The sequence below is a fragment of the Streptomyces paromomycinus genome (assembly GCF_003865155.1).
Classification (GTDB): domain Bacteria; phylum Actinomycetota; class Actinomycetes; order Streptomycetales; family Streptomycetaceae; genus Streptomyces; species Streptomyces chrestomyceticus.
Map to the genome: position 1 here is coordinate 6,269,869 of NZ_BHZD01000001.1, position 26,620 is coordinate 6,296,488.

General features: G+C 70.9%; 17 protein-coding genes. 9 read left to right on the forward strand and 8 right to left on the reverse strand.

All coding sequences use genetic code 11. The annotated features are described in order from the left end of the window. Positions 1 to 11: 11 nt before the first annotated feature. Together OEIGOIKO_RS26920 and OEIGOIKO_RS26925 are read left to right on the forward strand one after the other, a co-directional pair. A complete protein-coding gene (locus tag OEIGOIKO_RS26920; RefSeq protein ID WP_125056154.1) occupies positions 12 to 1,169 on the forward strand; it encodes an acyl-CoA dehydrogenase family protein in 1,158 nt (385 codons plus the stop codon). Positions 1,170 to 1,245: 76 nt separating this feature from the next. Beyond that, entirely contained in the window at positions 1,246 to 2,130 is an 885-nt protein-coding gene (locus OEIGOIKO_RS26925; RefSeq protein ID WP_125056155.1) for an acyl-CoA thioesterase, read from the forward strand. 192 nt (positions 2,131 to 2,322) lie between these two features. Here OEIGOIKO_RS26925 and OEIGOIKO_RS26930 read toward each other — a convergent pair whose 3' ends face one another. Next, positions 2,323 to 3,117, reverse strand: coding sequence for a phosphatase (locus tag OEIGOIKO_RS26930; RefSeq protein WP_125056156.1), 795 nt, complete (start codon positions 3,115 to 3,117; stop codon positions 2,323 to 2,325). Between the two features lie 112 nt (positions 3,118 to 3,229). Here OEIGOIKO_RS26930 and speB point away from each other — a divergent pair, with 112 nt between their 5' ends. Then, complete coding sequence (gene speB, locus OEIGOIKO_RS26935; protein ID WP_125056157.1) at positions 3,230 to 4,225, forward strand: agmatinase; 996 nt, start codon at positions 3,230 to 3,232, stop codon at positions 4,223 to 4,225. 210 nt (positions 4,226 to 4,435) lie between these two features. Here speB and OEIGOIKO_RS26940 read toward each other — a convergent pair whose 3' ends face one another. After that, entirely contained in the window at positions 4,436 to 5,431 is a 996-nt protein-coding gene (locus tag OEIGOIKO_RS26940) for a LysR family transcriptional regulator (protein WP_125056158.1), read from the reverse strand. A 92-nt stretch (positions 5,432 to 5,523) separates the two neighbouring features. Here OEIGOIKO_RS26940 and OEIGOIKO_RS26945 point away from each other — a divergent pair, with 92 nt between their 5' ends. Next, entirely contained in the window at positions 5,524 to 6,483 is a 960-nt protein-coding gene (locus OEIGOIKO_RS26945) for a DMT family transporter (RefSeq protein ID WP_246177554.1), read from the forward strand. 239 nt (positions 6,484 to 6,722) lie between these two features. Here the strand turns inward: OEIGOIKO_RS26945 and OEIGOIKO_RS26950 are convergent, their stop codons facing one another. Further along, entirely contained in the window at positions 6,723 to 7,553 is an 831-nt protein-coding gene (locus OEIGOIKO_RS26950; protein WP_125056159.1) for an SDR family NAD(P)-dependent oxidoreductase, read from the reverse strand. Between the two features lie 127 nt (positions 7,554 to 7,680). On the opposite strand from OEIGOIKO_RS26950, the gene OEIGOIKO_RS26955 reads away from it, so the two are divergent. Next, entirely contained in the window at positions 7,681 to 8,106 is a 426-nt protein-coding gene (locus tag OEIGOIKO_RS26955; RefSeq protein WP_125056160.1) for a MarR family winged helix-turn-helix transcriptional regulator, read from the forward strand. A gap of 454 nt (positions 8,107 to 8,560) precedes the next feature. Here the strand turns inward: OEIGOIKO_RS26955 and OEIGOIKO_RS26960 are convergent, their stop codons facing one another. From OEIGOIKO_RS26960 to OEIGOIKO_RS26980, 5 genes are all read right to left on the reverse strand, one after another. Then, positions 8,561 to 9,478 (reverse strand): nitroreductase/quinone reductase family protein, encoded by a 918-nt coding sequence (locus tag OEIGOIKO_RS26960; protein WP_125056161.1) that lies wholly within the window; start codon positions 9,476 to 9,478, stop codon positions 8,561 to 8,563. 572 nt (positions 9,479 to 10,050) lie between these two features. Continuing rightward, the gene (locus OEIGOIKO_RS26965; RefSeq protein ID WP_125056162.1) at positions 10,051 to 11,736 is read right to left on the reverse strand and encodes an NAD-dependent malic enzyme; all 1,686 of its coding nucleotides are present in this window, start codon (positions 11,734 to 11,736) and stop codon (positions 10,051 to 10,053) included. A 175-nt stretch (positions 11,737 to 11,911) separates the two neighbouring features. After that, a complete protein-coding gene (locus OEIGOIKO_RS26970; RefSeq protein ID WP_125056163.1) occupies positions 11,912 to 12,616 on the reverse strand; it encodes a TetR/AcrR family transcriptional regulator in 705 nt (234 codons plus the stop codon). After that, a complete protein-coding gene (locus tag OEIGOIKO_RS26975) occupies positions 12,613 to 15,027 on the reverse strand; it encodes a YhgE/Pip domain-containing protein (protein ID WP_125056164.1) in 2,415 nt (804 codons plus the stop codon). Before OEIGOIKO_RS26975 ends, OEIGOIKO_RS26970 begins: the two co-directional genes overlap by 4 nt. After that, positions 14,999 to 15,811, reverse strand: a complete 813-nt coding sequence (locus tag OEIGOIKO_RS26980; RefSeq protein WP_125056165.1) for an ATP-binding cassette domain-containing protein — start codon at positions 15,809 to 15,811, stop codon at positions 14,999 to 15,001. Before OEIGOIKO_RS26980 ends, OEIGOIKO_RS26975 begins: the two co-directional genes overlap by 29 nt. Positions 15,812 to 16,016: 205 nt before the next feature. Here OEIGOIKO_RS26980 and OEIGOIKO_RS26985 point away from each other — a divergent pair, with 205 nt between their 5' ends. The 4 genes from OEIGOIKO_RS26985 (at position 16,017) to OEIGOIKO_RS27000 (ending at position 26,425) form a co-directional block, all read left to right on the forward strand. Beyond that, positions 16,017 to 18,935 (forward strand): discoidin domain-containing protein, encoded by a 2,919-nt coding sequence (locus OEIGOIKO_RS26985; protein WP_174857224.1) that lies wholly within the window; start codon positions 16,017 to 16,019, stop codon positions 18,933 to 18,935. 268 nt (positions 18,936 to 19,203) lie between these two features. Next, on the forward strand, positions 19,204 to 20,910 hold the full coding sequence (locus OEIGOIKO_RS26990; protein WP_125056166.1) for a penicillin-binding transpeptidase domain-containing protein: 1,707 nt from the start codon (positions 19,204 to 19,206) through the stop codon (positions 20,908 to 20,910). A gap of 95 nt (positions 20,911 to 21,005) precedes the next feature. Further along, the gene (locus OEIGOIKO_RS26995; protein ID WP_125056167.1) at positions 21,006 to 22,277 is read left to right on the forward strand and encodes an esterase-like activity of phytase family protein; all 1,272 of its coding nucleotides are present in this window, start codon (positions 21,006 to 21,008) and stop codon (positions 22,275 to 22,277) included. Positions 22,278 to 22,387: 110 nt separating this feature from the next. Beyond that, a complete protein-coding gene (locus OEIGOIKO_RS27000; RefSeq protein WP_125056168.1) occupies positions 22,388 to 26,425 on the forward strand; it encodes an ABC transporter ATP-binding protein in 4,038 nt (1,345 codons plus the stop codon). Positions 26,426 to 26,620 lie beyond the last annotated feature (195 nt).

The window sequence follows — 26,620 nt, forward strand, 5'->3', positions numbered from 1 at the left end:
GGAGGCGGCGGATGCGTCGTACGGTGTTCAACGAGGATCACGAGGCGTTCCGGGAGACCATCCGCGCCTTCATCGCCGCCGAGGTCGTCCCCGTCTACGACGAGTGGCTGCAGGCCGGGCAGGCGCCCCGCGACTTCTACAAGAAACTCGGCGAACTGGGCGTCTTCGGCATCGAGGTCCCGGAGGAGTACGGCGGCGCCGGCGAGACCAGCTTCAAGTTCAACGCCGTCATCACCGAGGAGTGCGCCCGGGCCGGCGTCAGCTTCGGCGGCTCCGGCGTGCACACCGCGCTGTGCCTCCCGTACTTCCTCAAGTACGCCACCGAGGAGCAGAAGCGGCGCTGGCTGCCGCCGTTCGTCTCCGGCGACATGATGACCGCCATCGCCATGACCGAGCCCGGCACCGGCTCCGACCTGGCCGGCATGAAGACCACCGCCAAGCTCTCCGAGGACGGCACCCACTACGTCCTCAACGGCGCCAAGACCTTCATCACCGGCGGCGTCCTCGCCGACCGTGTGATCGTCTGCGCCCGTACGGCCGCCCCCACCCCGGAGGACCGCCGCGGCGGGATCACCCTCCTGGTCGTCGACACCACTTCCGAGGGCTACGCCGTCGGCCGCAAGCTGGAAAAGCTCGGCCTCAAGAGCTCCGACACCGCCGAACTGTCCTTCAGCGACGTCAAGGTGCCCGTCGAGGACCGCCTCGGCGAGGAGGGCAAGGCGTTCTCCTACCTGGGCCAGAACCTCCCGCAGGAACGTCTCGGCATCGCCATCGGCGCCTACGCCCAGGCAGCCGCCGCCGTCCGGTTCGCCAAGGAGTACGTCCAGGAGCGCGAGGTCTTCGGCAAGACGGTCGCCTCCTTCCAGAACACCAAGTTCGTCCTCGCGGACTGCAAGTCCGAGGTGGACGCCATGCAGGCCGTCGTCGACCGCGCCCTGGAAGCCCACGACGCGGGCGACCTGACCGCCGCCGACGCCGCCTCCGCCAAACTGTTCACCACCGAGCGCGCCGCCGTCGTCATCGACAAGTGCCTCCAGCTGCACGGCGGCTACGGCTACATGCAGGAGTACCCGATCTCCCGCCTGTACGCCGACACCCGCGTCACCCGCATCTACGGCGGCACCAGCGAGGTCATGCGCTCGATCGTCGCCAAGTCCATGGGGCTGTGAGGCCCCACGGCCCGCTGCCGCTGCCGCGCCGGCGCCCGAGCCCGCGCGCCGCAGCCCGAACGAAAGCCGTACGCGCGTGAACGACGCCCTCACCGCCCTGCTCGCCCAGCTCGACCTGGAACGCATCGAGCAGGACATCTTCCGCGGCACCAGCCGCCCGTCCGTCGTCCCCCGGGTCTTCGGCGGCCAGGTCGCCGCCCAGGCCCTGGTCGCCGCAGGACGCACCGTCCCCGAGGACCGCCCGCCGCACTCCCTGCACGCCTACTTCCTGCGCCCCGGCGACCCCGGCGCGCCCATCGTCTACACCGTCGACCGCATCCGCGACGGCCGGTCCTTCACCACCCGCCGCGTCGTCGCCGTCCAGCACGGCCAGCCGATCTTCCACCTCTCCGCCTCCTTCCAGGTGTATGAGGAGGGCATGGAGCACCAGGAGCCGATGCCGTACGCACCGGACCCGCTTACCCTGCCCACCGCCGCCGAGATGCTGCCCCGCTACGCCGACCGCTTCCGCGAACCGGGCGTCGCCCAGCGACTCCTGGAGGCGCGGGCCGCCGTCGACCTGCGTTACGTGGACGCGCCGCCGTTCGGTACGGCGGGCGAGCCGCGCGAACCGCGCTCCCAGGTCTGGTTCCGCACGCACGGCAAGCTCGACGGCGACATCGACCAGCCACTGCTGCACATCTGCCTGGTCACCTACGTCTCCGACATGACCCTGCTGGACTCGGTGCTGCTCGCCCACGGGCGCGGCGGCTGGGCGGTCGGCGACGTGGTCGGCGCGAGCCTGGACCACGCCATGTGGTTCCACCGGCCGTTCCGGGCCGACGACTGGCTGCTGTACGACCAGGAGTCGCCCACCGCGCAGGGCGGGCGGGGACTGGGCAAGGGCCGGATCTTCACGGCGGACGGGCAGCTGGCGGTGTCGGTGATCCAGGAGGGGGTCATCCGGGTGCCGCGGGGGTGAGGGGCGCGGGGGTGAGGGGGCGCGGGGAGGGGTCCGTTCGCCGTAGCCGGCGAACGGACCGTGGAAGGACTTCTTCCCTCAGCCGGTCAAGCTTTCCTCGGCCCGTCAGGCTTTCCTCGGCCCGTCAGGCTTCTCTCAGCCTGTCAGGCTTCTCTCAGCCGGTCGGATTTTTCTCAGCCGGTCAGGATTCCCTCAGCCCGTCAGGCCCGCCGCGCCCAGCAGGTACGCCGTCAGCGGGTCGTAGTACCGCGGGCTCAGGACGTGATCGTCCAGCGGAATCGTCACCTGCAGCGTGCCCTCCGCCTCGCCGACGAACAGCGCCGGGTCGTTGCAGTCCGCGAACCCGATGGCGTCCAGACCGCGCTGGCCCGCGCATCCGGCCCAGCCGTGATCGGCCATGACCAGATCGGGCAGCGCCTCACCCGCCCGCTCAAGACCGTCCAGTACGGCGGCCATCGGCGCGGGGGAGTGGGTGTGCCACAGTGTCGCGCCGCGCTCCAGCATCGCCACGTCGGCGAACTGGAACACCACCCCCTCGTCCGCCTGCAGCCCGTCCGGCACGACGACGATGTCGCAGCCCTGGGCGCGCAGCGCCTCGGCGGTGGCCCGGTGCACGTCCAGCAGCCCGCCCGGGTGCCCGGTCGCGAACAGCACGCGTTCGCGCCCGGCGGCGGCCTTGCGCAGCCGGGCGGCCGCGCGGTCCAGGGCGTCCACCGTCAGCTCGGGATCGATGGTGTCCTGGCCCATCCGGTGACGGGTGTCGTCAATGACGCCGCATCGTTGCGCCATCACCGCGAGCACGTCCTGCTCATCGGTCCAGCGGTCCCCGAGCTCCAGCCCGAGCCAGTAGTGACGGTCTCCGTTGGCCAGCTTGCGGTAGTGGTCGAGGTTGTTCTCGCGGGGAGTGGCGACCTCACCGGCGATCCGGGTCCGTACGAGATGGTCGACGAGTTCGGTGCGGCTGGGAACAGGCGGCAGTATCGGCATGAGGTCATTGTCCCTTGAAGCACCCCGCGATGGACGTGATGTCCATCGACCGGCGGCACATCACCACAAATGTCCATGGCCACCCCCGGTCCCGCTGCCTACCGTCACCCCCATGACCACCGCATCCGCCGCTCCCGGCGCCTCCCAGGACCCCGCGGGCCCCGTCGGCCCCGTCGACTCCTCCCGCGTCCCCCGCTACGCGGGCCCGGCGACCTTCGCCCGCCTGCCCCGCCTCGACCAGGTGGGCACGGCCGACGTCGCGGTGGTCGGCGTCCCCTTCGACACCGGTGTCTCCTACCGCCCCGGCGCCCGCTTCGGCGGCAACGCCATCCGCGAGGCGTCGCGCCTGCTGCGCCCGTACAACCCGGCCCAGGACGCGTCCCCCTTCGCGCTCGCGCAGGTCGCCGACGCCGGTGACATCGCCGCCAACCCCTTCAACATCAACGAGGCCGTCGAGACCATCGAGGCCGCCGCCGACGACCTCCTGGACACCGGCGCCCGCCTGATGACGCTGGGCGGCGACCACACCATCGCGCTGCCCCTGCTGCGCTCCATGGCCAAGAAGCACGGCCCGGTCGCGCTGCTCCACTTCGACGCGCACCTGGACACCTGGGACACCTACTTCGGCGCCGAGTACACCCACGGCACCCCGTTCCGCCGCGCCGTCGAGGAAGGCATCCTCGACACCTCCGCCCTCTCCCACGTCGGCACCCGCGGCCCCCTCTACGGCAAGAAGGACCTCGACGACGACGAGAAGATGGGCTTCGGCATCGTCACGTCGGCGGACGTCATGCGCCGCGGCGTCGACGAGGTCGCCGACCAGCTCCGCCAGCGCATCGGCGACCGCCCGCTGTACATATCCATCGACATCGACGTCCTCGACCCGGCCCACGCCCCCGGCACCGGCACCCCGGAGGCCGGCGGCCTGACCTCCCGGGAACTGCTGGAGATCCTGCGCGGCCTGGCCGGCTGCAACCTGGTCTCCGCCGACCTCGTGGAGGTGGCGCCCGCCTACGACCACGCCGAGATGACGTCGGTGGCGGCCTCCCACACGGCGTACGAGCTGACGACGATCATGTCGCGGCAGATCGCGGCGTCGAAGGGCTGAGGCCGGATGCCCGGCTCCGGCCGGTCCTGCTGCCTGGCTCCGGCCGGTCCTGCTGTCCGGCTCCGGCGGGGCGGGTCGGGGCCGTCGGGTCGAGCCGGGGCTGGTAGGCCGGGCTGGGAATGTCCGCTGGGCCGGGTATGTCCGCCGGGCAATGCGCGGCACCGGCTCGATCGTCCGTACGTCCGTACGGACGATCGAGCCGGTGCCGTCTCAGGAGGTACTGGGCCGGTACCGGTGGTGGTCAACTCGACCCGAGTCGCGCCCGCCCGCGCGGCTCTCCTCGGAGGCGGCTTCCCACACGGTGGCGGACTCCTCCGGGCGGGGCAGCTGCGCGAGGACGTCAAGGCAGGCGCGGACGGGCGGCGTTTCCGTACGAGGGAGCCAGGCCGCCTGCACATGGCGGCGCAGCGGCGGATCCGTCGGTACGCACAGCACGGCAGGTGGCACCTGCTGCAGCGCCGCGTCCGGTATGAGCGCGGCGGTCAGGCCGGACGCCACCAGTGTGAGCTGGGTGGCGTGGTCGCCGACGCTGTAGCGGATCTCCGGCTCGACGCCGTGGGCGCGCAAGGCCTGTACGAGCGCTTCGCGCGCTTCGGCCCCCGGCGGGCACGCCGCCCATGGAACGCCGCCGAGGTCGGCGAGGCGCAGTACGGGCCGGACGCCGAGCGGATGGTCCGCGTGCAGCGCCACCCGTGCCTCCTCCGTGACGATCGTCCGGACGGCGACGCCTTCCGGAATGTGCCGCGGCCGGTTCGACCAGTTCTCGATGAGCAGCAGGTCCAGCTCGCCGTGCAGCAGAGCGGGGAGCAGGCCGGTCACTTCGCCGTCGCACACCGACGGAGTGAGCCGCGGATGGCGTGCGGCCAGCGTGGCCAGTGTGGCGGGCAGCAGGGTGCGGATGGCGCTGCCCACGGCGCCGATCCGTAACGGACCCAGAACCTCCGTTTCCAGTGCGGCCAGATCTTGTTCCGCGGCGCCCACCCGGGACATGACCGCGGCCGCGTGATCCGCCAGCACCCGGCCGGCGTGCGTCAGCCGTACGCTGCGTCCCTCCGGCTCCAAGAGCCGGTGCCCGCACTCCCGTTCCAGCTTGCTGAGCTGCTGACTCATCCCGGACGCCGTGATGTGCAGGGCCTGTGCGGCGCGTGCGATGGATCCGTGGGTGTCCACCGCGGCCAGGGCACGCAGTCGCTCCAAGTTGATCACGTGCTCAGGTTAGCGACTCGTAAGCAGAGGTACCGAGTTGTGGTGACAGAACGTCGCTTTTGTTGATGGGTGGTGGGGGCCAGAGTGGAGAAATGACGGAATCAGGGGGCGGCGCATGCCGGACCGGCCGGACCGGTACAGCGGCGGGGCGCGACGGCGGCACCCGCGGCTTGCCCGTATGGATGGTGATCGGCGGCAGCCTCTGCATCTCCGCGTCCGCCGCCTTCGTCGAACTGTCCGGTACGAGCGCGGGGACGGCCGCTTTCTTCCGCTGCGCCATCGCGCTGACCGTACTGGTGCCGCTCGCGCTCGCGGAACGGCGGACGGCCGGACGGCGGGCGTGGCGGCTGCGGCGTTTTGACCTGGCCGCGGGATCGGCGCTCGGTGTCGACTTCGTGTTCTGGGCCGGGGCGGTGCACAGCATCGGAGCGTCCGTCGCCACCGTGATCGTCAACATTCAGGTGGTGATCTACCCGCTGCTGGCGCGGCTCTTCACCCGTACTCCCGTGCCGCGGTGCTTCGTTGCCGTGGCCCCCGTCATGCTGCTGGGAATCGCCTTGGCCAGCGGGACCGTCGGCGCCCCGGTCCACGGGAGCGACCCCGCGCGGGGAGCGGTGTTCGGGCTGATCGCGGGCTGCGGATACGCGGGATACCTCTTCCTGATGCGACTCGGCGGCGGGCAGGGGCACACCGTCAGCCCGGTGTGCACGTCCACCGCGGCCGCCGCGACCGCCGCCGCCCTCCTGGGAGGAGCGTGGACGGGCATCGACTTCTCCCTCGACGGTCGCGCCTGGGCCTGGCTGACGGTGCTGGCCCTCGTCGGGCAGGTCCTCGCCTGGCTGATGCTGACGCCCGCGCTGCCGAAACTGCCGCCCGATGCCGGCGCCGCGCTGCTGCTCCTTCAGCCGGTGATGGCGATCGGCCTCGGAATGGCGGTCGGCGAGCGCCCCACCGTGAGCCAGTTCGGGGGGTGCGTGCTGGTCGTCGTGATGGTGTGGTGCGTCGGCCCGGCGGCTCCGGGGCGGCGAGCGCTCGGGCGCGGACGGCGGTGACGGGGGCCAGGGTGGGGCCGGTAGGTGGTGATCAGCAGGGCGGGGCGGGGCTGGATTCGGGGTTCCTGGGCCGGGTCCGGGTCCGGGTCCGGATCTGGGGCCGGGGCTGGGTTCGGGTTCGGCTCTGGGGCCGGGGCTGGGTTCGGTCCTTGGGTTCGGTCCTTGGCCTTGGCCTTGGCCCTGGCCCTGGCCCTGGCCCTGGCCCTGGTCCTGGGTCCTGGCCCTGGCCCTGGTCCGGTTCAGGAAGGCTCCGGGGCCGGGGTGCTGATGTCGTGGGCCTGGTCCAGGCCCAGGGCCCGGTTGAGGCGTCCTGAGACGCGAGTGGTCGTCGTGCGGGGAAGTATCCGAGTGGCCCAGGTGATGGCCCGCAGACCGGTGCGCCCGGGATAGGCGTTGACGGCTCCCCTGGCGAACGCGTCGAGGGTCCGGGCGGCGACCGTCTCGGGCCGGTCGGTGAAGGCCGGCTTCAGGGCGGCGGTGGTGCCCTCGAAGAACGAGGTGGCGGTGGCGCCGGGGTGGGCCGCCATGACCCGGACCCCGCTCCCGCGGAACTCCTCGGCCAGCGCCTCGGTGAAGGACAGGACGTACGCCTTGGTGGCCGCGTAGGTCGCCTGGTACGGCATGGCCTGGAAGGCGGCCGTGGACGCCACGTTGATGATGCCGCCGCTGCCCCGCGCGACCATCTTGCCGCCCAGCGCGTGGGAGAGCCGGGTGAGGGCGACGATGTTCAGCTCGACGCTGTCGATGTGTCGGTCCTGCGGGGAGCCGAGGAACGGGCCGACGGCGCCGGCGCCCGCGTTGTTGACCAGCAGGTCGACGGCGATGTTTCGCCGGTCGAGCGCCGCGACCAGCCGGGAGACGCCGTCGGATGCGGCAAGGTCGGCCACCTCGGTCGTCACCTCGGCGCCGTACTCCTCGCGTACGGAGTCGGCGACCCGGCGCAGCGCGTCGCCGGAGCGGGCCACGAGGACGAGGCGGGCGCCGCGCCGGGCGAGTTCCCGGGCGTACGCCGTGCCCAGGCCTTTCGAGGCGCCCGTGACCAGGGCGGTGATGCCGGTGTAGCGGGTCATGCGCGGTCCCTTCGTTCCACGGCGAGCCACCTCACGGACGCGCCGCACATGTACTTCGAGTCTCGAAGTATCCTTCGCCGGAAAAGGTAACAGCTTCGAGCCTCGAAGCAAGTGGTAATCTCGGCCCATGACCGACCCGCTGCTGGAATCGGTGGTGCGCGCCAACCACGAGCTGTTCATGCGCACCGGTGACCGGGTGTCCCGGCCGCTGGAGGAGATGGGTCTCACCCTGGCGACCGCGCAGGCCTTGTGGGCCATCGACCCGGACCGGCCGCCGCCGTCGATGAAGGTGCTGGCGGGCCGGCTGTACTGCAACGCGCCCAACCTGAGCTTCGTCGTCAACCAGCTGGTCGACCGCGGACTCGTCGAGCGCGGCACCGACCCCGCCGACCGGCGGGCCCGGGTGGCCGTACTGACCAGGCGGGGCCGGGAGATGCGGGAGCGTGTCGTGGACCTGCTCCTGCGGCAGAGCCCGTTCGCGGAGTGCGAGGCCGAGGAATTGCGCCAACTCGCCGAGTTGCTGGAGCAGGTGCTGGACAGATCGGCCGACTGAGTTTCTTCCTCGGCATCGGTATCGGCACCGGCGCCGGCACCGGTATCGGCATCGAAGGAGTAGTCGGTCGGCTGGCCTTGGCGGGCGGTGAAATGCCTTTGCTCATAGAGCAGATGGGCTTTCGCGCCGTCTCGGATGAGCGCCGTACGGCGGGCGGGGGGCCTGGCAGGTCCGGCCACGCCACTTGAGCTGCACCGCCACTCCTTGGGCGGTGCAGCTCTTGTGAACTGGACGGTGCAGCCCTTGTGAAATCGGCGGTGCAGCCCTTGTGAACCGGGCGGTACCGCTCTTGTGAAACCGGCGTCCGATCAGCGTCTTGACCCTCGACGGGCTTCAGACTCGACGGGCTTCAGATCGGGCCCGGCCGGCCGTGCGCGACCCCGGCCGGCCGTGCGCGACCAAGCCCTTGTCCAGCTCAGTGCCGGGCCCTGGCCGCTCTCGCTGTCCCGGCCGTTTACGGTGCGGGCGGCGGCCACGGAACGTCGGCCAATGCCGGGATCAACTGCTCCTCTTCATAGGCGAGGTGGGCGCGCAATTCGGTGGACATCCGTTCCAGATCGGTGAGGAAACGTTTCGGGTCGGCGGTGCCGATGTCCGTAAGGAGGGCCAGCAGGTCGTTCTGGATGCGGGCGATGGTGCGGTGTTCCTCCTGGAGCCGGTCGATGGCGGGGCGCAGTTCGGGGTGGTAGCGGGCGACGGTGGGCAAGATGTGCGCGTCCTCGCCGGTGTGGTGGAATCCCAGGCTCTGGCAGAACGCCAGGCAGTGCTGCCGGACCTGCAGCCCGAGCCCCGGTGCCGGCGGCGCTCCCGGCCCACGGTGAGCGGCCCGCGCCGCGAGGTGGGCTTCCGCCTCGTCGCGTACGTGCCGCAACTGCGCGCGCAGCCATGTATGCACTTGTACAAGCTTGTCGGCGAGCGAGGTCACGGCGACCGGATTCTCTCCGTCCGCTGCCACGTACTCCGGCTCGGCCGGCTCCAGCACCACGACCGGCAGCGTGCGGGACGTAGCCGCCTGATATTCGCCGTACCCGGGCGCCACGTCCACCACTTGCGTGAACAGCCGGTCACGGTGCTCGCCCTCGGCAGGTACCGCGATCGCGTCGAACGTCTCGGTGCCGAACTCCACCCGCACCTGCGGGTGCGCGAGCAGATTCCGGTACCAGTCGGGGTGGTCCGGCGCGCCGAGATTCGACCCGACGACGAGCATCAGGCCGCCGTCGCGGACACACCCGAGGGGCACGGTGTGCGGCTTCCCGGAGGTAGCGCCGGTGGTGGTCAACAGAAGAAGGTCACTGCCCTCGAACGGGCCACCGACTTTTCCACCGTTGGCCCGGAACTCGGTGATGATCGATTGGTTGAAGGATTGGGACATGCTGATGCCGCTCTCCGAAAGGTGAAAGGGGAGGAGGAAGGGAGAAAGGAAGAGGGGAGAAAGGAAGCGGGGAGAAATGAAAAGGGCGCGGAGGAGCGCACGGGCATGCTGACGCTTGCCGCGTGCGGCAGTCGCCGCACGCGACCTCGTTCGGAGAGGTCACCGGTTACCTGTCGTGCCACCGGCTGCGGGCCGCGTAATCGATTGCGTTGCACATAATCGATTACGCGTCACGTCATCGATTGCGTTTCCTGGATGACACGCGCCCCACGCCGTACGCAGAACGCCGGGACCGGGACCGGGAGCGGGACCGCAACCGGAACCCGACCGAAACCGGAGCTGGGGCCGGAACGCGGGAACCAGAATGCTGGAACCGGAACACAACCCGGGCATGCGATGCACCGCCGCGCGCCCACTCGGCGCGCTGATGTCAGGCTCAGCCCGTGGAGTATGAACTCATGGTGTCGTCCCTGAAGAAAAAGGTGTGTCGCCCGACCGCCGGCCGGCCCACTGCTCTTTGGCCGACGTCACGCGCACACGCGTTCCTATTAGATCCAGCGGCCGACGGCTCGTCAACCGGGTGGTGACGGCGTCCGCCCGTACTCCGGTTGCCACATCGCGTCCTGCACCGCCTGGACGACATCGTCGGGGACCACGCGCGCGACTCCTTCGCCGACGGCCGCCCGTACCACCGCGACCGCGACGGCAGCCGAAGAAGCACGCAGATTCTCCACCTGCGGCAGCAGCGGCGCGCCCGGGCCGCCGCCGGTACGTCCGTCAACCTGCCCGGCGACCGCATCGGCGGCGGCCAGCAGCATCCCGGGCGTCAGCCGCTCGGCGCGCGAAACCACCACGCCCAGCCCGAGCCCCGGGTAGACGAGAGCGTTGTTGGCCTGGCCGATGACGTGCCGGACGCCGTCTATCTCCACCGGGTCCACCGGGATGCCGGCCGTCGTCAGGGCCTTGCCACCGGTCCAGCGCAGCAGGTCCGCGGGCATCGCCTCGATCTTCTCGGTCGGGTTGGAGAGCGGAAAGATGACGGGTCGCTCGACGTGCTCCGCCATTTCCCGCACAATCTGCCGGGTGAAGGCACCGCGTACGGTCGAGGTGCCGATCAGTACGGTCGGGCGCACGTTCCGTACGACCGTCAGCAGATCGACGCCGTCCCGTCCGGCACCGTCGGCCCTCCAGTTCTCGACCTCTTCTCTGGGCCGGGCGTAACCCCGCTGATAGTCGCGCAGCCCGTCCATGCCGTCGAGCAGCAGCCCCGGCCGGTCGACGAGCCAGATGCGGCGGGTCGCTTCGGCGCCCTCCAGGCCGTCGCGGACCATGGCCTCGCGGAGCTGGTCGGCGATGCCGACGCCGGCTGTCCCGGCCCCGAACACGACGACGCGCTGTTCACGGAACGGCACGCCGGTGACGTCGAGCGCGGACCGGACGGCGGCGAGCGTGATGGCGCCGGTGCCCTGCATGTCGTCGTTGAACATGCGGTAGCGCTCGCCGTACTGCTCAAGAAAGCGCCGTGCGTTGCCCGCGCCGAAGTCCTCGAAATGCAGGAGCGCGTCCGGGTACAGCGTCGAGACCGTGTCCAGGTACGCGGCGACAAATGCGTCATAGCGTTCGCCGCGCGCCCGGCTGTGCCGTACACCGAGGTACAGCGGATCGTTGAGCAGCGTCTCGTTGTCCGTACCGACGTCCAGGACCACCGGCAGGCACCGCGCGGGGTCGATGCCCGCAGCCGCCGTGTACACGGCCAGCTTGCCCACCGAGATCTGGATTCCGTGCACGCCCCAGTCGCCGATGCCGAGGATCTGCTCGGCGTCGGTGACGACGACCAGGTCCACCTCGTCCGGCGCGAGATCCAGCTCCTCGAAGGAGCGGCGCAGGTCCTGGGGCCGGTCGATGGAGAGGAAGACGCGGCGCGGGCGCCGGTACTCATGGCTGTATGTCTTGATCGCCTCGCCCACGGTCGGGTCGTAGACGATGGGCAGCAGCTCGGCGAGGTGATCGGTGAGCAGCCGGTGATAGAGGACCTCATTGCGGTCGTGCAGCTGCTCCAGATGAATGTACGAGGCCAGGTCGTCGGGCTGGCGGCGCAGCTGCTCGTACGCGCGCCGCGCCTGCTGGTCCAGCGTGAGCACCGCGTCGGGCAGCCGGCCGACGAGGCCGAGGCGGTCACGTTCGGCGGCGGTGAAAGCGGTTCCGCGATTGGTCAGCGGATCGTTCATGACCCACGGGAGCCGCGGCTGTCTGCTCATCCGTCCGCCACTCCCGGCGCTCGTCTGCCGCCTGCCCGGCCAGCCGCACGAGATCCATCTCGTCTCACGTGCCCCGGCCAGTTGCACATGCCCCGCCAGTCTCACGCGAGAGCCCCGCCCCCGCATCCGGTGGATACGGGGGCGGGGCTCTGACCTGCGTGTACGCGATTTCGCGCTAGTCCGCGCGGAGGGGGCTGACCCGGCCCTGCAGCAGCCGCGACAGGGAGGCGTGCACGTCCTCCACCGAACGGTGCGGCTGGAACGACAGCCAGTCCAGTGCCGCCACGAGCACCATGCCGAGGAGGGCGGAGGCCGTCAGCGGTACGTCGAGTTCCTCGGTCAGCTCGCCGACCTCGACGGCGTCCCGCAGCACGTCCTCGACGACGGCGACCGCCCGGCCCCGTACGGACTGCAAGGTCGGCTGCCAGACCCGGTTCGTACGCCACAGTTCCGCCACGTACAGCTGGGTCAGGGAGGGCGAGCCGGCGATGAAGTCCAGGCCGGCCCGGATCATCGCGTCCAGCGCGTCGACCCGGGTGCCGCCGTCCGCCCGCACCGCCCGGTCGGCGGCGTCCCGGAGGGAGGCGGCGAGCAGGTCGATGCCGTCGCGCAGCAGTTCCTCGTAGAGGACGTTCTTGCTGGCGAAGTTGTAGTAGACGGTGCCCTTGGCGACACCGGCGCGTTCGGCGATCTCGTCCACCGTGGTGGCGGAGAAGCCCTGTTCGGCGATGAGGGTGACCGCGGCGTCGAACAGCTTGCGCCGGGTGGCGCCGCGGCGGGGCCCGTGGGCCGGGGCGGCGGCTTCGGGCCCGGCGCCGGGGGCGGCGCCGCGAACGGCGCCGCCCCCGTGCCTGCCCCGGTGCTCGGTCCGCACGCTCACAGGCTCAGTTCCGGGTGCAGGTCCTTCATCCGTACGACCTGTCGGCTGCGCGCGGTCAGCGCCGTGAGCGCCAGCGCGGCGACCGTGAAGACGGCCAGGACGATCGAACCCTGCCACACGATCCCGAGGTCACCGCCGGTGATGAGCCGGCGCAGGCCGTCCACCACGTAACTCATCGGCAGGAACGGGTGGATCGCGCCGAAGAATCCGGGGCTGGTCTGCACCGGGTACGTACCGCCCGCCGACGTCAGCTGAAGCATCAGCACGACGAGGGTCAGGACGCGGCCCGCCGGCCCGAACTGCGCGCCGAAGAACTGGATGATGGCGGTGAACGCGGCCGTCGCCAGCAGCAGGAAGCCGATGGTGGCCCCCGCGCGTTCCATCTCCAGGCCGAGGCCCCAGTGCAGTACGGCCATCAGGGCCAGCACCTGCACGACGCCGATGGCGAAGGCCGGCAGCCAGGACCCGAGCGCGATCCGCCAGCCCGGCGCCCCCGCGGCGAGCGCGCGCTTGCCGAGCGGCGCGAGCAGCATGTACGCGACCATCGCGCCGACCCACAGGGACAGCGGGATGAAGTACGGGGCGAGACCGGTGCCGTAGTTCGGCGCCTTGTGCATCGACTTCGAGGCCAGCTCGACCGGGTTCGACATGACGTCGGTACGGGCGTCGCGGTCCTTCTTGTCGTAGTCCGGGATCTTGTCCACGCCGCTGTTCAGGCCACCGGCGAGCTGGTTGGAGCCGTCCTTCAGCTTGTAGACGCCACCCTTGAGGTCGAGCGCGCCGTCCTCCAGCTGCCCGAGACCGTCACCGATCTTTCCGGAGCCGGTCTTGGCGTCGCCGATGCCGTTGTGGAGCTGGCCTGCGCCGTTGGCGAGGTCACCGGCACCGTTGGCCAGCTTCCCGCTGCCGTCGGCGAGCTTGCCCGTACCGTCCACGAGTTTCCCCGTACCGTCCACGAGCTTTCCGCTGCCGTCGGCGAGCTTTCCGCTGCCGTCGGCGAGCGCGCCGATCCCCTGGGCGAACTGCCCCGCTCCCGTGGAAACTTTCTGCGCGCCTGCATTCAGTTCGTTGATCTGCCGGATCGCGGTGTCCGCGTTGTCGGCGATCGCCGGGACCTTCTCGGCGACCAATGCGGCACCGCGGTGCAGATCGCGAAGCTGAGTACGGAGGTGCTGAAGGTCTGCCCGGGCGATGATGGCGTTGACCTTTTCCGCAGCGTCAGCGGCCACGGCGCTGCCGGCCGCGACGCCCTTGAGCTTGGCGCAGTCGACCTTGCCGGTGGCGGATCCGCCACAGCTCTCCTGGTAGAGAGCCTGGGCGTCTTCGGCGTTCTTCCGCGCCTCGGCGGCAGCCTTGGCGGAGTTCCCCGGCAGCTTGCCGAGGTCGTCGTCGAGCGCTTTGCTGAGGTCGGCGACGACGCGCGCCTTCTCGGCGATCTCCTTGCTGTGCGCCTTCAAGAAGGGCAGGTCCTGCTTGGCGATGCCGTTGACCTTGTCGGCGAGCTGCTTCGTGCCGGCGGCCACCTGGCCGGCGCCGTCACTGAGCTGCTTGGCCTTCGCACCGGCGGTGGCGACTCCCGAGTTGAGCTGCTTGGCTCCCTTGCTCAGATCGCCGGCGCCGTTGTTGAGGTCCTTGGCCCCCTTGTTCGCCGCACCCGCGCCCTGGCTCAGCTCACCGGTCTTGTCGCGCAGCGTCCCCGCGCCCTTGCTCAGGTCACCGGACCCCTTGTCCAGCTTCCCCAGCCCATCCGTCAGCTCACCGTTCTTGTCCTTGGCCGTGCCGAGGCCGTCGGCGAGCTTGTCCGTGCCGTCCTTGGCCTTGCCCAGGCCGTCGTCGAGCTTGGTGGCGCCGTCCGCGGCCTTCGCGGTCTGGTCGTGCAGATCCGAGAACGACACAAAGATCTTGTCGAAGAACTCCCGCGACGACTTCGCCGAGGTCTTCGCGCGGATCTCCGAGAAGATCGTCTTGGAGATCGAGCCGACGATGTAGTTGTTCGCGTCGTTCGTACGGACCTGGAGCGCACCCGTCTCCGGGTGGTCGCCCGAGCTGGAGGCGATCCGCTCGCTGAAGTCCTTCGGAACGGTCAGGGAGAGGTAGTACGTACCGTTCTCGACACCCTTCTCGGCGTCGGCGGAGCTGACCTCCTCCCAGTTGAACGTCTTGCTGTCCTTGACGTTCTTGACGAGTTCGTCGCCGGCCTGGACCTTCTTGCCGGCGGCGGTGGCGCCCTGGTCGTCGTTGACGAGCGCGACCGGGATCTTGTCCAGGTTCGCGTACGGATCCCAGAACGAGCACAGGTACAGCGCGCCGTACAGCAGCGGGATCAGCATCAGGGCGACGAGGCCCAGCCGGGGGAGCTTGCCCCTGCCGAAGCGCTTGAGCTCAAGCGCGGCGAGCTTCGGCGAGCGCATGGGCTGCTTCCTCCTCGTGGATGTCGGTCGTACCGGCCGTGCCGGTGGTCGAAGTGGGGGCGGGGGAGGCGGCGGGCTCGGTGGCCGCGGGCGTGGTCCGTACGACGATCGCGTCGCGCGGGGCGGTGCTGGCGGCCGCCACCACCGTCGTGCCGTGCAGCGCCAGGTCCCGCAGCATCTGCCAGGCCAGCGAACGCTCGTCCTCGGAGAGCTTGAGGTCGACGTCGTCGACGGCCACCAGCCGCGGGCCGTGCATGACGGCCAGTGCGATTGACAACCGCAGCGCGTCAATGCGCTCCAGGTCGCGTACGGCCGTGCGCAGGCCCTTGGGCAGCGTGGCGGGGTCGAGGCCGACGGCAGTCAGCGCGGCCTCGACGCGGGCCCGCGTCGCCTCCTTGTAGCGGCGGCCCCAGGGCAGCCGGGCGCCGAGCGAACCGGCCATCCGGCGGCCCAACAGGGCCTGCTCCTCCAGGTGTTCCCCTGCGGTCAGGGCCGGTTCCAGGTCGGCGACGCCGGGGACGTGCGCGATGGCGGTGAGGCTGCGCACCGTACCCATGCGCTTGGGGAGGGGGAAGCCGGCGACCGTCGCGTGGCCCTCGGCGAGCTTCATCCGGCCGGTGAGCGCCAGCAGGAGACAGGTGCGGCCGGAGCCCGAAGGGCCCTCGACGGCGATCAGCGCACCCGGGTCCGCGGTGATGTGGACGTCTCTGAACGCCCACCCCCGCGGGCCTTTCACTCCGATTCCCCTGGCGTTGACCGCCGCCCCCTGGCGGGTGGTGTCCACGGCCCCTCCTTTGATCTGACTGGTCAGTCTAAAAGTGTGCCGTATGGAGTGGGCTATTGACCAATCAGCGCGCGATCCTGTGAACTCCGTCATGTGGCGGGTGGGGCGCTCCGATGCTTTTGGGGCGTTTGTTGGTGATGTTCTCGGTGTGGTCCGTGGTGCTGAGCGCACGGCCGTACCGGTTGGACACTTGCGACGGAGACCGATGACTCACTCGGCCAAACTGATCGCCCCGCTCCTCGCGGGGGCCCTCGTCACGACGCTCCCACCGGCGTCGGCGGCCACTCCGGCAGCCACTTCGGCACCGGGCGCTTCGGCGGCAGCGGCGGCGCAGGCCGCTGGGCCTGCCACCGGGCCCGCCGGATCCGCCTGGCCCGCCGGCCCCACCCGACCCGTCGGGCCTGCCCAGTCGTCCAGCGCCTCCTGCTCCCCGCGGGATCTGGACCGCTACGGCGCGCGGCCCTCCGAGGGGAAACGTTCCGCCACGGACGACGGCGACGGCTGGACCCCCACCGCCACCCGTATCGACCCCGAAGACGGCCACCACGCTTTCGTCGGCAACGGCTACCTCGGCCAGCGGATAGCCCCCAACGGCGCCGGCTACACGGCCCCCGGCGAGACGACCGGCTGGCCGCTGAAGACACCGCGCTACGACGGCTCCTTCGTCTCCGGCCTGTATGCACGCGGCCCGGAGAAGCTGAAGGGCCGCCAGGCCATCGCCGCGCTCCCCACTTGGACCGGCCTCGACGTCACTGCAGCCGGCGACCGCCCGCAGACCTTCGACTCCTCCACCCCGGCGGGCCGCATCTCGAACTACCGCCAGACGCAGTTCATCCGCTGCGGACTGGTCCGTACGTCACTGACATGGACGGCCGCCGACGGCCGCGCCACCGACCTCGTGTACGACGTACTCGCCGACCGCACCAGCGCGCACACCGGCGCCGTACGGCTGCGCATGACGCCGCACTGGGGCGGCCGGGCTACCGTCACCGACCGTCTCGACGGACGCGGCGCGCGCCGTATGACGCAGACCGGCGGCGGCGCACGGCCGGGCAGCCGGACGATGGACGTGACCTTCCGTACGGACGGCACGAACACGGACGGCGCCATCGCCTCGACCCTGCGCCCCGGCTCCCAGATCCGCCCGCAGGAAGCGACCGCGAAGCACACGACCGCGCAGCAGGCGGGCGCGGGCGCGGCGAAGGACCTGAGCAACCAGCAGAGCGTGACATTCCCCGTACAGGCCGGGCGTTCCTACGAGCTGACCAAGTACGTGGGCGTCGACACCGCCCTCACCTCCCGTTCTCCGCGCGCCGCCGCGACCACCGCCGCGCAGCGGGCCGCGGGCCGGGGCTGGGACGCCCTGTACCGGAAGCACGCCGCCGCCTGGCAGAAACTGTGGCGCAGCGACATCGAGGTGAAGGGCCGCGAACACCGGGACATGCAGGCGTGGGTGCGTGCGGCGCAGTACGGGCTGCTGTCCAGTACGCGTTCCGGCAGCAGCAACAGCATCAGCCCGGCCGGACTGACCAGTGACAATTACGCGGGCGAGATTTTCTGGGACGCCGAGACGTGGATGTACCCGGGACTCCTGGCTGCCCACCCCGACCTGGCCAAGTCCGTCGTGGACTACCGCTACAAGACCCGGGCCGGCGCCGCCGCGAACGCGAAGAAGCTGGGCTACAAGGGTCTGTTCTACCCGTGGACCAGCGGCAGCAAGGGCGACCTCTGGAACGAGTGCCACAGCTGGGACCCGCCGCACTGCAAGACCCAGAACCACCTGATGGGCGACGTGTCCCTGGCCGCCTGGCAGTACTACCTCGCCACCAAGGACACCACCTGGCTGCGTGAACGCGGCTGGCCGGTGCTGAAGGGCATCGCGGAATTCTGGGCCTCGCGCGTCACCCGTAACGCCGACGGCAGCTACTCGGTCAAAAACGTCGCCGGGCCGGACGAGTACAGCAACGGCGTGAACGACGGCGTCTTCACCAACGCCGGCGCAGTCACCGCGCTGCGCAACGCCGGACGCGCCGCCGCACTACTCGGCCGGTCCGCCCCCGCCGCCTGGAAGGACATCGCCGACCGCATCCGCATCCCGTACGACGCGAAGAACGACGTCTTCCAGCAGTACGACGGCTACCGGCACACGATGATCAAGCAGGCCGACACCGTCCTGCTCATGTACCCGCTGGAATGGCCGATGTCGCAGCGCGCCAAGGTCAGCACACTCGACCACTACGCCGCTCTCACCGACCCGGACGGCCCCGCCATGACCGACTCGGTGCACGCCGTCGCCGCCGCCGGAGCCGGTGAGCCGGGCTGCTCGACGTACACGTACATGATGCGTTCGATCAAACCGTTCGTACGCGGCGCCTTCCACCAGTTCTCCGAGGCGCGCGGCGACAAGGCGGGCGCGGGCGACCCGCACGCCGGATCGCCCGCGCAGGACTTCCTCACCGGCAAGGGCGGTTTCCTGCAGACCTTCACCAACGGGCTGACCGGGATGCGGATGCGCGAGGACCGGGTGCACCTGGACCCGATGCTGCCGCCGCAGCTGTCCGACGGCGTCACGCTGCGCGGGCTGCGCTGGCAGGGGCGTACGTACGACGTGGAGATCGGGGCGCACAGCACCACGGTGCGGCTGACGGCGGGCGCGCCGATGCGCGTCGAGTCGCCGGAGGGCGAGCGGGTGGTGAGCCGCGGCGTACCGCTGACGCTCAAGACCCGTCGCCCCGACCTCGCGGCGACGGACAACGTGGCCCGCTGCACCGCGGCGCGGGCCACGTCGGAGGAGCCCGGTATGTACGCGGGCGCTGCGGTGGACGGCAACGCGGCCACCTCCTGGACGCCGGACGGTCCCGACGGCACCCTGACCGTCGACCTCGGCAAGTCGTCACGGATCGGGCAGATCATGCCGCGCTGGAAGGGCGGCGAGCCCGCCTCGTACGTGGCGCAGGTCTCGACGGACGGCAAGCACTGGTACGGCACCGGGTACGACGGGCGCACGACGGCCCGCTACGTACGGCTCACGGTGCACGGCGCCGAGGCGACGAAGGACGGCCGACGCCCCGGGCTCGCGGAGCTGACGGTGCAGAAGGCCGCAGGACCGGCGGCCGGGGAGTAACCGGGAACGGCCCGGCTTCCCCCTCGGAACGGCCCAGGTCGACGCCCCCTGCAAACCCCCGCGTAGCGACCTGGTCCGTTTTTCTTTGACGCAGTCATTGATTTGGTCACTGTCCGGCCATTGGCCTGAGCCACTGGTCCGGGTGACTGGCTCGGGCCATTGGTCTGGACCGAAAGTGACCAATCCGTCCCCTGAACGAGACATCTGTGACCGCTTCCGTCACATAGTGTCCGGACACGCACGGTGTGTCTGACCTGGGAGGGGAACTGTGCGTACGGGTGTGAAGTACGTGGTCGGCGGAGTCTTCGCCGCGATGGTGGGTGTGGCCGGCGTGGGCGCGTACAACGTCTACGAGGCATTCGCCGGCGGCAACTCCGGTACGTCCGAGACATCGGCCGGTACGTCCGCCTCCAGACCGACCGGTCCACCGAGCGAGGAAGAAGTGCGCAACACCGCGCGCGACTTTCTCGCGGCCTGGAGCAAGGGCGACACCGAGACCGCCGCCCTCCTCACGGACAACGCCGAGGGCGCGCGTCAGGCGCTGACCGGCTTCCACGACGAGGCCCTGGTGTCGAAGGTGTCCTTCGAGGCCGGACAGAGCAACGGCGCGAAGGTCCCCTTCCACGTCACCGCCGAGCTCTCTGTGGGTAAGGGCGAAAGGAAGGGCGAGGACTCCGACGCGGGTATGAACGAGGGTAAGGAGGCGGACGAGGGGAAGGGCGGACCGGAGCACTCGACCTGGTCGTACGATTCCGCGCTGCGCGTCGTACGCGGCAAGACCACCGGCAAGGCGCTCGTCGACTGGCAGCCCACCGTGGTCCACCCCGCCCTGCACCGCGGCGAGAGCCTGCAGACCGGCTCCGACGGCGCGCCGCCCGTCAAGGCGGTCGACCGTAACGGCGCCGAACTGGATGCCGAGGCCCTCCCGTCGCTCGGCGCCATCCTGCCCGCCCTCCGGGAGAGCTACGGGGAGAAGGCGGGTGGCGTCCAGGGCATCGAAGTACGCGTCGTGGGCGAAGGCGGCGAGCCGGGCAGGACGCTGCACACCGTCGTCAAGGGCCGTGAAGGAACGTTGCGCACGACGCTGGACGTGAACGTGCAGCGCGCGGCCGAAGCGGCGGTCAACGACTACCGCCAGGCGTCGGTTGTCGTGGTCAAGCCGGGCAGCGGTGACATCCTTGCGGTGGCCAACCACCGTACGGACCAGTTCAACGCGGCCTTCCAGGGCCGGCTGGCGCCCGGCTCCACGATGAAGGTCGTCACGGCCGCGATGCTGATGGAGAAGGGCCTGGTCTCCGCGGACAAGAGCGTGGAGTGCCCGAAGTACGCGTCGGCAGGCGGGCGCTCGTTCCACAACCAGGGCATGTTCGCGATCAGCGGCGGTACGTTCTCCGACAGTTTCGCGCGCTCCTGCAACACCGCCTTCATCGGCCTGGCCGACCGCCTCTCGGGCACGGACCTGAGCAACGAGGCGCAGGAAGTATTCGGACTCGGCAAGGACTGGAAGGCCGGGATACCGACGTTCGACGGCAGCGTGCCGCAGAGCGACGGCGCGGACACCCCGGCGGCGCTCATCGGCCAGGGCCGTGTCCAGGCCAACCCGCTGAACATGGCGTCCGTGGCCGCCACCGCCAAGGCCGGGTACTTCTCCCAGCCCGTCCTGGTCTCGCCAAAACTGGACGGCCGGCCGGTCGCCCACGCGAGCCGCGCCCTGCCCCCTTCGGTCGCCGCGCAGCTGCGGGCCATGATGCGGCGTACGGCCGTGAGCGGCACCGGCGCGCGGGCGATGGCCGGACTCAGCGGCGACATCGGCGCGAAGACCGGTTCGGCGGAGGCCGACGGCCAGGGCGACGCCAACAGTTGGTTCCTCGGTTACCGCAACGACGCCGCGGCGGCCGCGGTCGTCCAGCAGGGTGGTCACGGCGGCGACGCGGCGGGACCGATTGTCCGAAGGGTGCTCGCGGCGCGCCGCTGAGGGGAAGGGTCGACACTGGGCGTGCCCGCGTCGGGGCCTGCCCGCACCCCGGGGGCACGTCCGCCCCCGGGCGTCGACGAACGGGAGGCTCCCTCGTGCGCGTACGTTCCGCGGTTGTCCGTGTCACCGCAGCAGTGCTGGCCGCCGGCTGTCTCACGGCGTGCGCCGAGGGGGCACCGGCGGCGGGGCCGGACGGGGCGGCAAAGACCGCCGCGGACTCGGCCGCCTCGGCCACCGCGGGCCGGACCGCCTCGTCCGCCACGGGGCCGGGAACGTCCGCCGCCTCGGCTCGTACGGACAAGGGCGGCGGTCTTCCCTCAGCCGCAGGCGGCCAGGCCTCGGACCCCTCGGGCCCCTCGAACCCTTCGGGCCGGAACGACCGCTCCTCGGTCGCGGGTGGACACCCCTGCTCTCCGTCCGTCTCCATCGACCGCTACTCCGACGCCCTGGACAAGACCACCTTCCAGGGCACCTTCGTGGGCAACCTCTCCGCCGTCACCCGCGACACCGACGGCTCCCTCGCCGCCCTCTCCGACCGTTCTGTACTGATCGGTCTGGACGGACGGAGTCATCGGCCGGTACGGGCAACCAGGATCACCGACGAGAAGGGCGCCGTCCTCGACGCCGAGGGCCTGGCCGTCGAACCGGGCGGGCGCTACCTCGTCTCGTCCGAGACCGAACCTTCCGTACGGCGTTACGACCGTTCCGGCGCGCTCCTCGGACGGCTGCCTGTCCCCAAGGCGCTCCAGGTCGAGCCGGCCGGGCGCGCCCAGTCCAATCAGACTTTCGAGGGCCTCACGCTCGCCCCCGGCGGCCGCACGCTGACCGCCGCCATGGAAGGACAGCTCACCGGCGACGGCAAGGACGGCGCGGGTCACCCCCTGCTGCGCTTCCAGACCTGGCAGCGGCAGGGCGGCGGAGCCGGTCTCGCCCCGTACCGGCTGAGCAGGCAGTACGCGTACCCGGTGGACGCCGGACTGGGCATCTCCGAGATCGCCGCGCTCCCCGACGGCCGGCTGCTCGTCCTGGAACGCGGGTTCACCGCCGGCGTCGGCAACACGGTGCGCCTCTACCTCGCCGACCCGCGCCGGGCGAGCGACATCAGCGGCGTCGGCGGACTGCCGGGCGGCAAGGCCGTACGCCCCGCACGCAAGAAGCTCCTCGCCGACCTCGGCGCCTGCCCCTCCTTGGGCGCCCCCGCGCACCAGCCGCAGACGAATCCGCTGCTGGACAACGTCGAGGGCATGGCGATCGCCGGCCGCGCGCCCGGCGGACGGCTGCGCGTCCTCCTGGTCAGCGACGACAACGAGAGCCCGAAGCAGATCACCCGCCTGTACAGCCTGACGGTGCGGCCCGGCGGCCGTTGATCATTGACGGCGTCAAGGGTTTTCCCGTCCCCGATTGTTGCGGCGGGATGAAATCCGCTGCCCACGGCGTTGGTGCCTCCTGGTGAACGACGAGACGCGGGAGGCAGCGCGTGACGGGGACGGGGAGCGGTCCAGCGGAAAAGGGCGGCGGCTGGGCGCGGCGGCTGACACGCCTGTGCTGGCAGTACAAGAAGGACGTACTGCTCGCACTCGGTTCGTCACTCGCCGGAATGGGCGTGATGGCCCTCGTCCCGCTCATTCCGAAGCTGATAATCGATGATGTCATCGTCAGCCACGACCGCCCGCTCGCCCCGTGGGCGACCCTGCTGGTCGTCGCCGCGCTCGCCGTCTACGCGCTGACGTACGTACGCCGCTACTACGGCGGACGGCTGGCGCTCGACGTCCAGCACGACCTGCGCACCCGTATGTTCCGGTCGATCGCGCGGCTGGACGGGCACCGGCAGGACGAACTGAGTACCGGCCAGGTGGTCGGCCGGGCCACCAGCGACCTGCAGCTCATCCAGAGCTTGCTGTTCATGCTGCCGATGATGATCGGGAACGTACTGCTCTTCGCGATCTCGCTGGTCGTGATGGTGGTGCTCTCCCCGCTGCTCACCGTCGTCGCCCTGGCCGTCGCCCCCGCCCTGTGGTTCATCGCCCAGCGCAGCCGCAACCGTCTCTACCCCGCCACCTGGTACGCGCAGGGCCAGGCCGCCGCCGTCGCGGGCGTCGTCGACGGCGCGGTCTCCGGCGTCCGCGTCGTCAAGGGCTTCGGCCAGGAGGAGCAGGAGACCGGCAAGCTGCGTACGGTCAGCCGCCGCCTCTTCGCCGGCCGGCTCCGTACCGTACGGATGAACGCCCGCTACACCCCCGCCCTCCAGGCCGTGCCCTCACTCGGGCAGGTCGCCATGCTGGCCCTCGGCGGCTGGCTGGCCACCAACGGGCAGATCACCCTCGGCACCTTCGTCGCCTTCTCCACCTACCTCGCGCAGCTCGTCGCGCCCGTACGGATGCTCGCGATGATGCTGACCGTCGGACAGCAGGCACGGGCCGGCGTGGAGCGGGTCTTCGAACTCGTCGACACCGAGCCGATGATCGAAGAGCGCCAGGACGCGCTCGAACTCCCCGCCGACGCGCCGGCCACCGTCGAGTTCGAGCAGGTCTCCTTCGGCTACGGCAACGGGCGGCCCGTACTGGAGGATTTCTCGCTGCGCATCGAGCCCGGCGAGACCGTCGCCGTCGTCGGCACCTCCGGCAGCGGAAAGTCCACCGTCTCGCTGCTGCTGCCCCGCTTCTACGACGCGACCGCGGGCCGGGTTCTGGTGGGCGGCCACGATGTACGCGACCTGAGCCTCGCGTCGCTGCGTGCGGCCATCGGCCTCGTACCGGAGAACAGCTTCCTGTTCTCCGACTCCCTGCGCGACAACATCGCCTACGGAACTCCGGACGCGACCGACGAGCAGATACGTATCGCCGCGCGTGCCGCACAGGCCGACGGCTTCATATCGGCCCTGCCCGACGGGTACGACACCGAGGTCGGCGAACAGGGCCTGACCCTGTCCGGCGGCCAGCGCCAGCGCGTCGCGCTGGCGCGCGCGATCCTCACCGACCCGCGACTGCTGGTCCTGGACGACGCGACCTCCGCCGTCGACGCCCGCGTCGAGCACGAGATACACGAGGCCCTGCGCGGGGTGATGGCGGGCCGTACGACGCTGCTGATCGCCCACCGCGCCTCCACCCTGGCCCTCGCCGACCGCGTCGCCGTCCTGGACGGCGGCCGGCTGGTGGACATCGGTACGCGCGAGGAACTGGAAAGCCGCTGCGAGCTGTACCGCCGGCTGCTGACCGATCCGGACGAGCTGGGCGCCACCGGCGGGCCCGGCGGTGCCGAGGAGCTGGGTGGGGCCGATGAGATGGGAGGTACGGGCGAGCCGGGCGGTACCGGCCTGGAGCGTCCCGGCTTCGGCGGTGAGTCCGCGGCGAGCGGCCTGCTGGAACGCCCGGTCGCGGCGGATTCCGGCGCCCCCGCTCCGTCCGCGGTGGATTCCGGCGCCCCCGCTCCGTCCGCGGCGGTCCCCGACCACCGCGTCAACGGCATCACTCCGCACCAGTGGAAGCGCGCCGACACGGAAGCTGCCACGGAAGCCGACAGGAAAACCGGCCCGGCCGCCGGAGCCACCGAAGCCGCACCCGGCATGTCCGCCAGTCCGGAACTCCTCGCCCGGGTCGCCGCCCTCCCGCCCGCGACCGACACCCCCGACATAGACGAGGAGCGAGCCGCCCGCCCGGAGAAGTCCTACGGTCTGCGCCGGCTGCTGCGCGGTTTCGGCGGCCCGTTGGCCGTCGCTCTCGCTCTGGTCGCCGTGGACGCCGTCGCCGGACTGCTGCTTCCGGTCCTCATCCGGCACGGCATCGACGACGGCGTACGGCGCGCACAACTGGCGGGCGTCTGGACGGCGGCCGGCCTCGCGCTGTTCGTCGTACTCGCCCAGTGGGCGGCCCAGATCGGCTCGAACCGTATGACGGGCCGCACCGGCGAACGCGTCCTCTACTCGCTGCGCGTCAAAATCTTCGCGCAGCTCCAGCGCCTCGGCCTCGACTACTACGAGCGCGAACTGACCGGCAAGATCATGACCCGGATGACGACGGACGTGGACGCCCTGTCCACGTTCCTGCAGACCGGCCTGGTCACCGCCGTCGTCTCCGTACTGACGTTCTTCGGCATTCTCGTGGCGCTCCTGGTCATCGACGTCCAGCTGGCCCTGGTCGTCTTCGCCACCCTCCCGCCGCTGATCATCGGTACGTACTTCTTCCGCAAGCAGAGCGTGAAGGCGTACGAACTCGCCCGCGAACGCATCAGCGTCGTCAACGGCGACCTCCAGGAAAGCGTCGCCGGACTGCGGATCGTGCAGGCCTTCCGCCGCGAGCGCAGCGGCGCCGACCGGTTCGCGGAACGCAGCCACGCCTACCGCGCGGCCCGCATCCGCGGCCAGTTCCTGATCTCGGTCTACTTCCCGTTCGTCCAGCTGCTCTCCTCCGTGGCCGCGGCACTCGTCCTGATCGTCGGCGCCGGACGGGTCGGCGCCGGCACCCTCACGGCGGGCGCGCTGGTCGCGTACCTGCTCTACATCGACCTGTTCTTCGCCCCCGTACAGCAGCTCTCGCAGGTTTTCGACGGCTACCAGCAGGCCGCCGTCTCGCTCGGCCGCATCCAGGAACTGCTGCGCGAGCCGACCACCACACCCCAGGCCGAGCATCCGCGCGCGGTGCGCGAGCTGTCGGGCGAGATCACCTTCGAGGACGTGCACTTCCGGTACGGGGGTGCCGCCTGCGAAACCGGAACCGGGACGGATACCGGAACCGGTACCGTCACCGAAGCGTCGGGCGCCTCAAACGACTCCTGCGGCTCCCGCGGCTCTAAAAGCTCCCACGGCTCTCACGGCTCCACCGTCACAGCCCTCTCCGGTATCGACCTGACCATTCCCGCCGGGCAGACCGTCGCCTTCGTCGGTGAAACGGGCGCGGGCAAATCCACCCTGGTCAAGCTGGTGGCGCGGTTCTACGACCCGACCGCGGGCAGCGTCCGAGTCGACGGTACGGACCTGCGCGAACTGGACCTCACCGGCTACCGGCACCGCCTCGGCGTCGTACCGCAGGAGTCCTACCTGTTTGCCGGTACGGTGCGCGACGCCATCGCGTACGGACGGCCGGACGCCACCGACGCCGAGGTGGAGGCCGCGGCCCGGTCGGTCGGCGCGCACGACATGATCGCCGGACTGGACGGCGGCTACCTCCACGAGGTCGCCGAACGCGGCCGTAACCTTTCCGCAGGCCAGCGCCAGTTGCTCGCGCTCGCCCGCGCCGAACTCGTCGATCCCGACATCCTGTTGCTCGACGAAGCCACCGCCGCGCTCGACCTGGCCACCGAGTCCGCCGTCAACGAGGCCACGGACCGGCTGTCGGGACGGCGTACGACGCTCGTCGTGGCGCACCGCCTGACCACCGCGGCCCGCGCCGACCGGGTCGTGGTCCTCGCCCACGGCCGGATCGCCGAGGACGGCACCCACGCCGAACTCCTGGCCAGGGGCGGCCGCTACGCCGAACTGTGGCGCACGTTCACGGGCGAGGAGGAGCCGGTGGCCGCCTGAACGCCCGCCACGACACCCTGACCGCCGAGGTGCCGTGTGCATCCGCGTCCGGCCGGCCGTGCGCATCGCCGCCCGGCCGGCCACCGAGCTGACCGGACGACCCGGACGATCGGCGGCCGGCGGCGCGACCACCTATCGCCACTTACCACCGCTCCTCCCCGAAAAGAAGGGGCTGGTGGGACCGTTGCCGCGCCG

Coding starts and splice junctions, on each gene's coding strand:
- OEIGOIKO_RS26955 (WP_125056160.1), top strand. CDS start 7,681: ATGACCGACCCGCTGCTGGAATCGGTGGTGCGCGCCAACCACGAGCTG.
- OEIGOIKO_RS26985 (WP_174857224.1), top strand. CDS start 16,017: ATGACTCACTCGGCCAAACTGATCGCCCCGCTCCTCGCGGGGGCCCTC.
- OEIGOIKO_RS26920 (WP_125056154.1), top strand. CDS start 12: ATGCGTCGTACGGTGTTCAACGAGGATCACGAGGCGTTCCGGGAGACC.
- speB (WP_125056157.1), top strand. CDS start 3,230: ATGACCACCGCATCCGCCGCTCCCGGCGCCTCCCAGGACCCCGCGGGC.
- OEIGOIKO_RS26950 (WP_125056159.1), bottom strand. CDS start 7,553: ATGACCCGCTACACCGGCATCACCGCCCTGGTCACGGGCGCCTCGAAA.
- OEIGOIKO_RS26930 (WP_125056156.1), bottom strand. CDS start 3,117: ATGCCGATACTGCCGCCTGTTCCCAGCCGCACCGAACTCGTCGACCAT.
- OEIGOIKO_RS26965 (WP_125056162.1), bottom strand. CDS start 11,736: ATGAGCAGACAGCCGCGGCTCCCGTGGGTCATGAACGATCCGCTGACC.
- OEIGOIKO_RS26945 (WP_246177554.1), top strand. CDS start 5,524: ATGACGGAATCAGGGGGCGGCGCATGCCGGACCGGCCGGACCGGTACA.
- OEIGOIKO_RS26960 (WP_125056161.1), bottom strand. CDS start 9,478: ATGTCCCAATCCTTCAACCAATCGATCATCACCGAGTTCCGGGCCAAC.
- OEIGOIKO_RS26975 (WP_125056164.1), bottom strand. CDS start 15,027: ATGCGCTCGCCGAAGCTCGCCGCGCTTGAGCTCAAGCGCTTCGGCAGG.